Source organism: Amycolatopsis sp. NPDC004747 (assembly GCF_053601335.1).
The window spans coordinates 302,919-315,449 of record NZ_JBSGBQ010000006.1; the positions used below are offsets into that span (position 1 = coordinate 302,919).

14 protein-coding genes and 1 tRNA gene are annotated in these 12,531 nt (G+C 67.6%); 11 read left to right on the plus strand and 4 right to left on the minus strand.

Features of this window, described 5'->3' with window-relative positions; all coding sequences use genetic code 11:
* Positions 1-88 precede the first annotated feature (88 nt).
* A complete protein-coding gene (locus ACWEGE_RS12525; protein ID WP_449660523.1) occupies positions 89-760 on the minus strand; it encodes an HAD family hydrolase in 672 nt (223 codons plus the stop codon).
* Positions 757-1,599 carry a GntR family transcriptional regulator gene (locus ACWEGE_RS12530; RefSeq protein ID WP_449660524.1) on the minus strand — a complete coding sequence of 281 codons (843 nt, stop codon included), beginning with the start codon at positions 1,597-1,599 and terminating at the stop codon, positions 757-759. Before ACWEGE_RS12530 ends, ACWEGE_RS12525 begins: the two co-directional genes overlap by 4 nt.
* A gap of 191 nt (positions 1,600-1,790) precedes the next feature.
* Here ACWEGE_RS12530 and ACWEGE_RS12535 point away from each other — a divergent pair, with 191 nt between their 5' ends.
* The 8 genes from ACWEGE_RS12535 (at position 1,791) to ACWEGE_RS12570 (ending at position 8,627) form a co-directional block, all read left to right on the plus strand.
* A complete protein-coding gene (locus ACWEGE_RS12535; protein WP_043784231.1) occupies positions 1,791-2,255 on the plus strand; it encodes a hypothetical protein in 465 nt (154 codons plus the stop codon).
* A 527-nt stretch (positions 2,256-2,782) separates the two neighbouring features.
* Positions 2,783-3,085, plus strand: a complete 303-nt coding sequence (locus ACWEGE_RS12540) for a hypothetical protein (protein ID WP_449660525.1) — start codon at positions 2,783-2,785, stop codon at positions 3,083-3,085.
* Entirely contained in the window at positions 3,069-3,317 is a 249-nt protein-coding gene (locus ACWEGE_RS12545) for an AMED_5909 family protein (protein ID WP_449660526.1), read from the plus strand. The genes ACWEGE_RS12540 and ACWEGE_RS12545 overlap by 17 nt, the downstream gene beginning before the upstream one ends.
* A gap of 336 nt (positions 3,318-3,653) precedes the next feature.
* Positions 3,654-5,201 (plus strand): FtsK/SpoIIIE domain-containing protein, encoded by a 1,548-nt coding sequence (locus tag ACWEGE_RS12550; RefSeq protein ID WP_449660527.1) that lies wholly within the window; start codon positions 3,654-3,656, stop codon positions 5,199-5,201.
* Positions 5,198-5,584 carry a hypothetical protein gene (locus ACWEGE_RS12555; RefSeq protein ID WP_449660528.1) on the plus strand — a complete coding sequence of 129 codons (387 nt, stop codon included), beginning with the start codon at positions 5,198-5,200 and terminating at the stop codon, positions 5,582-5,584. The genes ACWEGE_RS12550 and ACWEGE_RS12555 overlap by 4 nt, the downstream gene beginning before the upstream one ends.
* Positions 5,584-7,212: a replication initiator gene (locus tag ACWEGE_RS12560; protein ID WP_449660529.1), complete on the plus strand. Its 1,629-nt coding sequence runs from the start codon at positions 5,584-5,586 to the stop codon at positions 7,210-7,212. The genes ACWEGE_RS12555 and ACWEGE_RS12560 overlap by 1 nt, the downstream gene beginning before the upstream one ends.
* Positions 7,213-7,228: 16 nt before the next feature.
* On the plus strand, positions 7,229-7,447 hold the full coding sequence (locus tag ACWEGE_RS12565) for an excisionase family DNA-binding protein (RefSeq protein ID WP_043784237.1): 219 nt from the start codon (positions 7,229-7,231) through the stop codon (positions 7,445-7,447).
* A 151-nt stretch (positions 7,448-7,598) separates the two neighbouring features.
* Positions 7,599-8,627: a tyrosine-type recombinase/integrase gene (locus tag ACWEGE_RS12570; RefSeq protein ID WP_449660530.1), complete on the plus strand. Its 1,029-nt coding sequence runs from the start codon at positions 7,599-7,601 to the stop codon at positions 8,625-8,627.
* 94 nt (positions 8,628-8,721) lie between these two features.
* Here the strand turns inward: ACWEGE_RS12570 and ACWEGE_RS12575 are convergent.
* Positions 8,722-8,792: transfer RNA gene (locus ACWEGE_RS12575), tRNA-Gly, on the minus strand.
* Between the two features lie 109 nt (positions 8,793-8,901).
* Here ACWEGE_RS12575 and ACWEGE_RS12580 point away from each other — a divergent pair.
* Positions 8,902-10,095: an oxygenase MpaB family protein gene (locus ACWEGE_RS12580; protein WP_449660531.1), complete on the plus strand. Its 1,194-nt coding sequence runs from the start codon at positions 8,902-8,904 to the stop codon at positions 10,093-10,095.
* A gap of 22 nt (positions 10,096-10,117) precedes the next feature.
* Positions 10,118-10,699 carry a dCTP deaminase gene (gene dcd / locus ACWEGE_RS12585; protein WP_003058109.1) on the plus strand — a complete coding sequence of 194 codons (582 nt, stop codon included), beginning with the start codon at positions 10,118-10,120 and terminating at the stop codon, positions 10,697-10,699.
* Between the two features lie 36 nt (positions 10,700-10,735).
* On the opposite strand, the gene ACWEGE_RS12590 is transcribed toward dcd, so the two are convergent.
* Positions 10,736-11,929 carry an FAD-dependent oxidoreductase gene (locus ACWEGE_RS12590; protein ID WP_449660532.1) on the minus strand — a complete coding sequence of 398 codons (1,194 nt, stop codon included), beginning with the start codon at positions 11,927-11,929 and terminating at the stop codon, positions 10,736-10,738.
* Positions 11,930-12,002: 73 nt separating this feature from the next.
* On the opposite strand from ACWEGE_RS12590, the gene ACWEGE_RS12595 reads away from it, so the two are divergent.
* Complete coding sequence (locus ACWEGE_RS12595) at positions 12,003-12,473, plus strand: MarR family transcriptional regulator (RefSeq protein WP_449660533.1); 471 nt, start codon at positions 12,003-12,005, stop codon at positions 12,471-12,473.
* The last annotated feature ends 58 nt before the right edge of the window (positions 12,474-12,531 follow it).

Below are 12,531 nucleotides of genomic sequence, written 5' to 3' on the forward strand. Positions count from 1 at the left end.
AATTCCGCTAATTACCGCAGGTTGTTTCGAACAGTTGGAAGCAGGTTATCGACTGTTCCGGCGGAAGACATGCGTGGTATGGAGGTTCTCATGCGACGGCTGTCAAGCTGGTAAGGGTATCTATGATTGCTTCCGCTCCGGCCACACTGAGACTGGCCACCTTGCCTGGCTTGTTCGCGTAGCCGATCGAGTGGACGCCCGCGGATTGTGCGGCTTCGATGTCGCTCGCCGAGTCGCCGACGAACACGGCTTCGTCAGTAGTGACGTTGAGCGCCGCAGCTGCCTGACTGAGGAGGTAAGGGCTGGGCTTGAGTAGAGCAACGTTCGAACTGGTTCGCCCGGACACGAAGTTGACTGAAGTGCGAAGATCGTAGAGGTCAAGATAGGCGCTGATCGCCGGGACGCCGTTGTTGCTGACGATGGCGAGCGGCCGGCCAGATTCGTGCCAAGCCTCAATGAGCTCGTGCGCCCCGGTCGCTGGGGCAGCAGTAGAGATGGCCTCGGCTTCGTGGGCGGCAAAGGCAGCTTCGACGTAGCGAGCCTCGTCTTCCCCAAGCATCGCAGCGTATTGGAGTACGTCGAACGGGTCGGCGCTAGTTGCGACTGTTTTGGGTAGATCAGTGTGCCCGCCGTCCGAAAGCACTGTGCGGAGCTGGTTGGCAACAGTCGAGGCAGGGATACCAGCGAATACTGAGCAGACCGGGCCGTCGAAGTCGAGGAACAGCGCTCGCGCCCTGTCGAGCATGTCTGCCGCTCTCATCGCTTGTAGTCCTTGGCGACGCTGTTCCAAAGGCTGTCGAACCAGGTCTTGGCCTGGTCGACGTACTGTGAGCCGGTTGATGTGTCGTCGTCGTTGATCGAGTGGTGGAAGAGGATTGCGTCCTTGCCCATGAGGTCGTAGATGGCCTGGGTCTCGCCGCCGAAGTTAATGACGTGCTCGCGGACCGGGTAGAAGCCGAAGAACGTCTCTTCGTTGTTGATCAGGTAGAGCTTGAACATCGGCGGTGCCGGGTGCACACGGACCTGCGCGGTTGCCTTATTGACCAACCCGAGCTCGCCGAGCTCGGTCACCGAGTCGACGATGGCGAGGGTGTGGCGCCGCATGATCTCTTCGGCGCGCTTGCGGAACAGTGGGCTGTCGGCGTGCTCGTCCACGGTGACCGGAAGGGACCACGGCTGGGTCGGGTCTGGCACCAGCAGGCGGACTGTGATCGACTCTGGCCGGAGCCGGCCGATGCGGATCTTGTCCAGCGGTTCGGCGATGACGCCGTGGAGCGTTTCGCCAGAGAACCCGGCGAAGTCGATCGTGACGTCTTGGGCCTCGAAGGCTCGTTCGATGTGCGGTCGAAGTCCGACCGGGCGTTCGGTGCGCTCTCGCACGAAGACACCGCTGCCCTGACGCGAGACAATCAGACCCTCATCGCGGAGTTCACGGATGGCGTTCTGCACGGTCATCGGCGCGACGTTGTAGGTCTTCGCCAGCTCGTTTCGGGATGGCAACTTGTCACCTGGCGTGAACTTCCTGGTCAGGATCGCCGCGCGGAGCGCGTTCGCCACCTGCACATACGGCGGCCTCGGGTCGTCTGGGTCGAGTGCCATCGGTGCATCCTTCCTTGACTGGGACCCCGGGTCCGCGTTCAGTTTCCCCGACTGGCGCCAAGCATGTCTAGGCGACCTAGCGGCCTAGACCGTTTTCGTCTTGCTTGACTTGGCTAGCCAACCTGGCTAACCTGACCATGTCAGCCACGATAGGCGGCGCCGCGTGAGGCGCCTGACCAGGGAGAACCGACATGGCAGTACCGCGCGGAACGCGCTTCGAGATAGAGCACGACGCGGTGTTCCCGGCCGGGGCGGCGATCGTTGGCCCCGTCACGCCGGACATGGAGTACGTCTCGAACGAGGACAAGGCCCGGGGCAAGCAGCCCAAGCAGAAGATCGACGAGCAGACCGGCCTTCCGCAGTGGAAGGTCACGGTGACCGACCCGTCGGCGGAGAAGGACCGCGACAAGTCGGCCACGGTTACTCTGCTCGACCGGGTCCAGCCCGTCCCGCCCCCGGCGGCGATGCAGGGGTTCGACTTCCGGCCGGTGGTGTTCGAGGGCCTCACGGTTGAGGCCCGGGTCATGGGCGAGAAGTTCAAGTACCAGGGCTGGGCGCTGCGGGCTACCGGGATGCGGGAGCCGGGTAGTGGCGCTGGTTCGAAGCAGGCCGCGAAGACCCCGGCCGGCCAGAGTGGTCAGCAGAAGGCCGCGTGATGGCGGGGCGGCCGTCGCGTGAGGCGGTCGCTCGGTGGAACGAGGCGTACGCGGAGCAGACGTCCGCACTGTTCGCCGCGATGAGGTCGGCATCTGACGATCTGGCGGCAGTGCGGCGTCTTGCTCACGCCTACCACGCGGTTGCGGTGGCGTGGCGCGCCTTGTCTGCCGATCTCGCTGCTCCGCTGTGGGCGCGGCACGCGTCGGCCGTGGCGGCTGAGGAGTTCGAGCGGCGGGCGCGCATGGAGTTCGACCGCGCTGATTCGGCCCAACGACCAGGGGAGATCACATGAGCCGATGGGAGCGGATACGGGCTTGGGAACTCGCCTACGCGCGATATGCGGGGGCCTCGGACGTGGAGTTGCCGCAGGTGTCGCGGGCGGTTGCCGCAGCTTGGCGTGATCTTGCGGCCGAAGTTCCGTTACCGGCCTGGGCGCGCGCGGCCGTCATCTCCGCCGCTGAGGCATTCGAGATTCAAGCCGAAAAGTGGGAGACCCGCCTTCGGCATGGGGAAAGTGTTCAGGGACATGGCACACGACGAGAAACAGGACGCGGCGGAAGCTGGGTGGGACGGGTTCGGCGTGACGTGGATCGTCGGGTCGGAGGCGGAACTGGCGGTCGAGGAGACTGGTTCGGAGCCGACGCATCCGCCGATGCTGGTGCTCGCGGGGGCGCCGTGCGTGGTGATGCTGCGGCCGCCGGACGACCCGGCGATGTGGCCGGCGTGCGTGAGGTTCCTTCGCCAACTCCGCGACAGCGCGGAGGACATGGCGGCACTCCTCGAAGCTCGCGCGACGGATCGGCTGGCGCGTGATGGCGAAGTCGGCTGAGCCGCGCACCCTGCGGGACGCGCACGAGATCGCAACGGAGCGTCTCCCAGCACCGGACGCGAACCCCGCAGTGTGGCTGGCTTTCCGGCAGGCGAACGCACGGATGTACGAGAAGGTCGCCGACGTCGACCGGGGGCACCACCACGAGGCGTTGTATTGGGCGGGATACGAGCGGCGGAAGGCGGGGGAGGTGTCGGCACAGATCCAGGGCAGTAAGTCGAAGTCTGAATAGTCCCGTGTAGACACACGAACAGTCAAATACTGCAACGAAAAACGCGCGCTATGACGTGCGGCGGTGAAACGCGTCCTCGTGCGGGTGACGTGAAACGTAAGGCGCAGAAGCGGAAACCGGCTACCAACCATGCCGCTCCTGCGCTGTCCACAACCGTGGGGTGTGAACAATGCAGACGCTAGACGATGACAACAGGCGTGCGCCAGTGGGGGTCACCCGCTCGCGCTGCTCGGAATGCAAGCGGTTCGCTCGGCTGCTGCCGGGTGAGACCAAGTGCGCCCCTTGCTTGGGCGCGTTGCCGCTGGATCTCTCGGCGGTGCTGGGTGGTGGTCGGCGATGACCTCTCCCGGAATGCTCGTAATCGCCCTGGCCGGACTCGGTCTCGGCGTGTGGGTGTTGGCGAAGATCGGGCGTGCGTTGGCGTCGATGGCTGAGGCGCTGGCCGCGATGGTGGTCGTGTTCGTGGCCCTGTGGTGGGCGTGCAAGGTCGTGTTCTGGCTGTTCTCCCAAGTCGTGATCCACTGGCGCACCTCGTTGACCGTGATCGCGGTCTACCTGTGGTGCATCTGGGTCGGCTGGATCTGGCTCGTGGTCAACCTCGGCGGCCTGGCGCTGATCCTCGGCGTGTGGCGGCTGCTCGACGTCACGTCGTTCGATCAATGGTGTGGCCGGCCGTTGCGGTCGTGGTGGCTGCGCTGGGCCGTCTACCATCTCAAGCTGCCCGGCTGGCTGCACGCCTGCGGCCTCAGCGTCCGCGATGCCGCCCTGCCGGTCGAGGTGACCGTGAACCTGGTGGGTCGCCGGAAGGCTTCGCGGGCGACGGCTCGACAGTCCGGCGTGCAGGTACCCAAGGTCCTCGGCGTCCGCTCCGGCCCATCCTGGGATGAGGTCCGGGTGCAGCTGGTCCCTGGCCAGAAGCCGGAGGACTTCGACGACGCCGCCCGTGCGCTGGCCTCGGCCCGGAAGGTCGCGCGGTGTCAGGTGCGGGAGCTGGCACCGAACGTGGTCTCCGTTGACTTCCAGCGTCGTGACCAGCTGGCCGCCCTGGTGCACTCCCCTGCACTGCCGGAGGGGCAATCTGCGGTGGATCTCCGCAAGGTGTGGGCCGGTCGCACCGAGTATGGGCACGACTGGCGGGTGCCGCTGCTCGGCTCCGGTGCGCACTGCCTGACCGCTGGTGCCTCGGGTGCGGGGAAGAACAGCGTGATGTGGTGCCCACTGGTGTCGGCGGCCCCGGCGATCCGGTCCGGTCTGGTGCGCATGTCGGGGATCGATCCCAAGGGCATGGAGCTGGCCTACGGGCGCGGCATCTTCTCCCGGTACGCGGTGTCCGGGAAGGACGCGCTCGAGGTGCTCGACGGCCTGGTGGAGGAGATGGAGTCCCGCAAGCGGGAGTTCGCTGGGCGGGTTCGCACGATCCCGCTGTCGACGGAGTACCCGCTGGAGCTGCTGGAGTTCGACGAGATCGGAGCGCTGACCAAGTACACGGATCGCAAGACCCGCGAACAGATCGTCGAGCGCGTTGCTCTGCTGAACACCCAAGGGCGGGCGCTCAACATCTCCGTACGTGGCTATGTGCAGGAACCGACCAAGGACACCGTCCCGGTCCGGGAGTTGTTCACCCGCCGTGTCTGCTTGCGCGTCACGTCGAAGACGCACGTCGGCATGGTCCTTGGTGACGGCGCCTATGAACGGGGTGCGTGGGCCAACCGGATCGGCGACAGCGAAGCCGGGGTCGGGTTCGTGTGGGGCGAGGGCATCCGCGAGCCGCTGCGTATCCGTGCGGGCTGGGTGTCCGATGAGACGGTCAAGGCGCTGGAGCACTACGTCACCAACGGCGGCACGGCTCGCCCGGTGCTCGGCGGCGAGGGGGTGGCCGCGTGAACCGGCTGATGGTCTTCCTCGACACCATCCGCGATCACCTCGACCTGCACCAGCTACCGCCGGTGGCGACGCTGACCGTGCGGACCTGGTCGGACCCGCTCACAGTCCAGCTCGACGCCCACCAGCTGTCCGACGTCGCCGGGGCCTTGCTGACCTGGGCCAACACCCTCGATGACGTGGCCGCGTCGCTCTGGCGCACCTCGGACGGCGACTCGGTGCACCTGTCGATCACCGGCCGGACCCCGTGCGGCATCCCCGTGCACGTCTACAGCGGCGTCCACTTCGACCCGGCCGTTTTCCTGGACCTGCCCGCCGGAGCCCGGCAGGACATGCCCGTGTTCCAGCTCCGCCAATGGACCCGCCCCGGGGAGGTGGCCGCCTAATGACCGACCAGCAACAGACCCAGCCGGCCGGAACGCGGGCTGAACGGATGCGGACCCCGCTGGCTGCGGACGTGATTCGGGCGACGGCGGAGAAGCACGGCGTCTGCGTCCGACCGTTCACGATGGAGGTCGGCGACACCGAGACCGGCGAACTGCGATACGTCCCGGTCCCGTGCGGCTCCACCGTCGAGTCGGTCTGCTTGTCGTGCGCGCGGAAGGCCAAGGCGCTTCGGCAGGCCCAATGCCGCGAGGGCTGGCACCTGACCGAAGAACCCAACCTCACCCCGGCTCCGCCGTCGGAGGACCACGAGGAGTTGCTGACCTATCGCGCGGACCTGGTGGCGGCGTATCGGGAGGTGGTCGAGCACGACCAGGCGGAGGCGGAGGAGCTGCGGGAGGAGGTCGCCGGGGTTGATGCGGAACTTCGGCAACTCGGGATGCGGGGTCGGCTGCCCGCCCTCGACGTGCCGACGAAGCGCCAGGTGAAAAGGTCGACGAAGCGGCGGCAGGATGCGCCGAACCTGCCTCGGCGGAAGGTCGCGAAGACGACGGTCGGTCGGGAGTTTGCCGGGAAGTTCCGGCCGTCGATGTTTGTGACGCTCACGTGCGATACCTACGGCCCGGTCCGTGGCGACGGCTCCCCGATTGACCCGAGTCGATATGACTACCGGCGAGCGGCTCGGGATGCGGTGCACTTCTCCGCGCTGGTGGACCGGTGGTGGCAGAACCTGCGCCGGGTCGTCGGCTGGGACGCGCAGTACTTCGCCACGGTGGAGCCGCAGAAGCGGACGGCTCCGCACCTGCATGCGGCGATCCGCGGGGCGATCCCGCACGACGTCATCCGGCAGGTCACCGAGGCCACGTATCACCAGGTCTGGTGGCCGTCGCACGACCAGGTCGTCTACGTCGACCGGTTGCCGGTCTGGGACCCGGACACTCGGGCGTTCCTGGACCCGGACACCCGGCAACCGCTGACGTCGTGGGATGACGCTGTGGAAGAGGTGGAGGTCCCGGCGCACGTGGTGACCTTCGGGCGGCAGGTGCACTCGAAGGGCATCCTCGGCGGCACCGAAGAGGCTGGCCGCCACATCGGCTACCTCACGAAATACCTCACCAAGTCCACCGGTGAGGTAGTCGAGGCGGACACTGCGCGGCTGCGGGACCACCACGACCGGCTCCACGCCGAACTGTCGGTCACGCCCTGCTCGCCTCGCTGCGCGGTCTGGCTGCTCTACGGGATCCAGCCCAAGGGCGCGGGCAGCAAGACCACCCCCGGCCACTGCAAGGGACGCGCGCATCGGCGGACCACGCTCGGGCTGCCGGGCCGTCGGGTGCTGGTGTCGCGCAAGTGGTCCGGGAAGACCCTCGACGACCACAAAGCCGACCGCAAGGCATTCGTGGTCCAGGCGTTGGCCGCCATCGGGATCGAGAAGCCGCAACCCGACCCCGCCCGGCTGGTCTGGCGGAAGGTCGAGCCCGGAGACCCGCAAGTACCGCCCCGGCCGCACCTGGTCATGCGCGCGATCGCGGAACGGATCACGTGGAAGGCCGAGTACGACCGCGCGCTACTCGCCGCCGGACCACCGGGGAGTGAGCCAGAAACTTCGGCAACTCAGCTCGCGGCCTGATCTGGAAGGGGGAGGCATGGAAAAGAAGTACCTGACGGTCGATGAGGCGGCCGTCTATCTGAACACGGGGGTTCGGTTCGTGCGTCGGCTGATCGCCGAACGACGGATCGCGTTTCACAAGGCCGGGGTGCACGTCCGGTTCGCATTGGAGGACCTGGAGAGCTTCATGCAGGCCGGCCGGGTCGAGCCGATCACGCGGGCATCGGTCCGTCGGGACCTGGGAAGGGCGGCCTGACATGGCGAACAAGCAAGGGCATCGCGGTTTCGGGAGTGTTCGGCAACTTCCGTCCGGCCGGTGGCAGGCTCGCTATCCCGGTCCGGATGGGGTCATGCGGCCCGCGCCCAAGACGTTCGACACGAAGCGGTCCGCCGAACGGTGGTTGTCGGTGACCGAAACTCAGATCACGCAAGGCGAGTGGATCGACCCGGAACGTGCGAAGCGCAAGCTCGGCGACTACGCGGACCAGTGGATTGCGCAGCGGCCAGGACTGCGTCCGCGCACGGTCGAGCTGTACAAGTGGTTGCTTCGTAAGCACATCGCGCCGGACCTCGGCGGGGTCGAGCTGGGCAAGCTGTCCACGGCGGTCATTCGTCAGTGGCGGGCGGACCGGCTGACGGCGGGCGTCTCGGAGTCGGTGACGGCCAAGGCGTATCGGCTGCTTCGGGCGATCCTGAACACTGCGGTCGATGAGGACAAGATCCTCCCGCGCAACCCCTGCCGGGTCCGGGGTGCTGACAAGGAGAACCCTGACGAACGGCCGGTCATCACCGTGGCCCAGGTCTTTGACTTGGCCAGTCGGATGCCGGAGCGGTTTCGGGCGCTGGTCCTGCTCGCCGCGTTCGGGTCGCTGCGATGGGGTGAAGTGACGGCCCTGCGCCGGTGTGACGTGGCTGAGGACGCGTCGTGGGTGCGGGTGTCGCGGGCGATGGTCGAGGTTCCTGGCCGTGGGCTCGTCGTCGGTCCACCGAAGTCGCGGGCTGGCGTCCGGACGCTCATCATCCCGACGGCTGTCCGGCCTGACCTGCGGCGGCACCTGGAGATCTGGGTGAAGCCGGAGCAGGACGCGTTGCTCTTCACGGGTGAGCGAGCTGGGCACGCGGTCCGCCGGCCGAACTTCAGTCAGCGGACCAGGTGGACCGAGGTCGTCGAGAAGATGGGGCTCAAGGGCCTGCACTTCCATGACCTCCGGCACGCCGGGAACATCTGGGCGTCGAAGGCCGGCACTTCGACCAAGGACCTGATGGCGCGGATGGGGCACGACGACATGCGGGCGGCCCTGATCTACCAGCGGGCGACCAGTGATGCCGACAAGCAGATCGCGGACCGGCTGTCCAAGCTCGTCGACCGGCACCGCAAGGGCACCACCCCGGACGACGACGAAGATCAGGACGGCCAACCCGTCCCGGTCGGCTAATGGCACATTAATGGCACGCGAGAAGTGAAGACCGGAGATAGAGAAAACCCCAGGTCCACAGTAGACAACCTGTGACCTGGGGCTTCTCTATGAGAGCGGATGACGGGAATCGAACCCGCGTATTCAGCTTGGGAAGCTGATGTTCTACCATTGAACTACATCCGCAGTGTGTCGTCAGCATACACGGCGCCGTGATCCCCTTGTCCAGTGGCCTCCTCCTTGACTCGCGCGCGTCATGTGACAACACTTGTTGTCGACCCTGGAGGTGGCGCCCATGGACGAGCCCGAGCTGTTCCGGCAAGGCGGGTTCCGGCTGGCTCAGCGGCTGTTCATCGGGGGTGACATCCGGGGTGACGAGCGGCAGGTCGCCCGGCTGCGCGAGTTCGCCCAGGTGCAGGACAAGCTCGCCGACGACGTCGTCGCCTGGATGGCGCAGCAGCCCAAGGGGCAGGGGCGCGCCCTCTTCGAACGCGCGCTGGTGGAGCGCGCCGAGGCGGGCGGGCCGCTCAAGGACTTCTTCGACCAGGTCGACGCCAAGCCCTACTGGGTCGATGACGAGCGGCTGGAGCGGGGCGCCAAAGCCATCACCAGGGCCGGGCTGCTGGGGCTCTTCCCGCTCGGGGACATGTCGCTGATGGGTGGTTACCTCGCTTCGCGTGCCACGAAAGCGCTGGTCGGGACCGGGGAGATCGAATACAAGGCCACGCGGCGGCTCGTCGAGACCGCCGCCTGGTGGATCGATGTCACCACGCCCGGTGCCCTCAAACACGGGGAGAAGGGGTACGCCTCCGCGCTGCGGATCCGGCTCGTGCACGCCCACGTGCGCGCCGCCATGAACCGGCGGGACGACTGGGACTACGCCGCCTGGGATCGGCCCGTCAACCAGGTGCAGACCGCCGGGACCCTTCTGCTCTTCTCGCTCGTCTACGTCTTCGGCACGCAGCTGCTCGGGCTGCGCTACTCCGCCCGCGAGCGCGGGGACATCCTGCACCTCTGGCGGTACATCGGCTGGCTCATGGGGGTCGACGACGAGCTGCTGCCCACCTCCGAAGAGGACGCCTGGCGGCTGTTGTGGCTGCTCGCCGCCACCGAGTTCATCCCGGACGACGACTCGAAACGCCTGGCCAAGGCGCTGATCGAGGCCAACGCCGCCGTCGGCGAGGGGCGCGGGGCCGTCGGGAAGGTGCTCTCGCACGTCTCCGTCGCCGTGCACTCCTCGATCAGCCGGCTCGTGCTCGGGAAGACCAACGCCGACTTCCTCGGGCTGCCGAACGATCCCGTCGCGCAGGCCGCGATCGTCGCCGTCGCGGGGGTCAACTTCGCCGCCGAGACCGTGCGGCGGTTCATCCCCGGGGCCACCGCGCTGCAGGAACGGATCGGCCAGGCCGGGCGCCGCGGGTACGTCAAGCGGCTCGAGAAGATCTTCGCCCCCGACACGACCTACGCGCAGCACATGCGGGCCGCCTGAACCCACCGGATAGGCTTCGGCCGTGCTGCTCAGTGACCGTGACCTCCGCAAAGAGCTCGACGCCGGCCGGCTCGGCATCGACCCCTTCGATGCCGGCATGGTCCAGCCGTCCAGCATCGACGTCCGGCTCGACCGGTTCTTCCGGGTCTTCGACAACAGCAAGTACACCCACATCGACCCGCAGCTGCAGCAGGACGAGCTGACCTCCCTCGTCGAAAAGGAGGGCGACGAGCCCTTCGTGCTGCACCCCGGCGAGTTCGTCCTCGGCTCGACGTTCGAGCTCGTCACCCTCGCCGACGACCTGGCCGGCCGCCTCGAGGGCAAGTCGTCGCTCGGACGGCTCGGGCTGCTCACGCACTCGACCGCCGGGTTCATCGACCCCGGCTTCTCCGGGCACATCACCCTCGAGCTGTCGAACGTCGCCAACCTGCCGATCACGCTCTGGCCGGGCATGAAGATCGGCCAGCTGTGCATCTTCCGGCTCTCCAGCTCGGCCGAGCACCCGTACGGCTCCAGCGAAGCCGGGTCCCGCTACCAGGGGCAGCGCGGCCCGACCCCGAGCCGGGCGTACAAGAACTTCCACCGCGTCGACACCTGGCGGTAGTGGATTCGCCCTCGGCGGGAAGAAGTACCTCGGGCGCTAAGCGGCGACCTTCGCGTCCCAGTCGATGTGGTGGTTCCACATGAAGCCGTTCGGGTCCTCGTCGAACGGCTTCGAGAACGCCCGCTTGATGAAGAAGTCGCGGACCACGCGCCCGACCGGGCCGATCACCTTGTCGTCGCCGTTGCGCTTGCCGGCCGCGACCACCGCTTCGACGCGCTCGCGGCGCAGGCCCTCGTAGGCGGCCAGCGCGCGCTGGAGGTCCGGCACATCGCGGAGGCATTTGCCCAGCGTGACGGCGTCTTCGATGGCCATCGAAGCGCCCTGGCCCGCCGCCGGTGACGTCGCGTGAGCCGCGTCGCCGATGATCACCATGCGGCCGCGGTGCCAGACCGGGACCGTCGGGAAGTCGTACGTCGGCCAGGCCGGGTAGATCTTCCTGGTCGCGCGGATGATCTCGGTCGCCGGCGTCCGGTCGCGGGCCACCAGGTCCAGCAGCTCCTTGCGGAAGTTCTCGCCGGTGAGCGCCCGCAGTTCGGCCGCGGACGGCTCGGTCTTGCGGGCCGGGTTCGCGAACCACCAGGCGCGGCCGTCCGGGCTGACGACGTGGCAGAAGAACACCCGCTTGCCGAACACCATGTTCAGCACGCCCGGCTCGTCGGGCAGGTCCAGTCCCTCGGCGAACCCGCCGGTGTTCAGCAGCCGGACGTACCGCGGCGACGGCGCGGCCGGGTCGATGATCGTGCGGACCCGGGAGCGGAGGCCGTCGGCGCCGATCAGCAGGTCGCCCTCGGCGTGCGACCCGTCCGCGAACTCCGCGCTGACGTGCGTGTTCGTCTGGCTCGCGCCGGTCAGCCGCTTGCCGTACTCGACGCGGATGCCGCGTCGCACGGCCTCGTCGCGCAAGGCGACGTAGAGGTCGGAGCGCAGGACGGTCTGGCTCACCGTGCCGTCCGCGAGGGCGCCGCCCAGGGGGAATTCGGCGAGCCGCGTGCCGTTGCCGAGGCTGATCGACATCCGCGGTGAGTCGAAGCCGACGCTGCGGACGACGTCCTTCAGGCCCAGTGGGAGCAGCGCGTCCAGGCCGTTGACGGCCAGCGTGAGGAAGGCGCCGACGCCCTCCGAGTCGCGGTCGTACGCCTCGAAGACCACTGGCTCGTGCCCGGCTTCGTGCAGGGCGATGGCCGTGATCGTGCCCGCGACGCCGCCCCCGATGATCAGTGCCCGTGTCATATCGTTCGTTCCCTCGAATGTCTTAGAAAGTAATTCGTTCTGTCGAACTAAAGAGTGGGCTAGGCTGGACACCGTGTCAAGCGAGCGAACGGAACTCGTCGAGGAAGTCCTGCTCAGGTCGCGGGAGCTGTCGACGGAGACGGTCATGTTCCACACCGCGATCTCCGAGACGCGGGGGCTGTCGGCGGTGGAGAGCAAGGTCCTGGACTACCTCGCGCGCTTCGGCGCGCAGACGCCGAAGGACCTCGCGCGGCTGTCGGGGCTCGCGCCCGCTTCGGTGACGGCGATGATCGACCGGCTGGAGCGCAAGGGCATCGTCAACCGCGAGCCGCACCCGGAGGACCGGCGCAAGATCCTCATCGCACTGGACCTGCAGTCCATCGCGAGTGGCGTGCACCTGTGGGACCACCTGGTCAAAGGCATGCACGAGCTCTGCGACCGCTACACCGACGACGAGCTCCGGACGATCATCGGGTTCACCCGGGCCGCCGCGGCCCTCACGCACGAGTCGACGGCGAAGCTGACGGAGTCCACGAACGAGTGAGTTTGAAGGCGTAAAACCGGGTCTCGTGCCACGCTCCCAAGGTCGTCTCGGCCCCGGA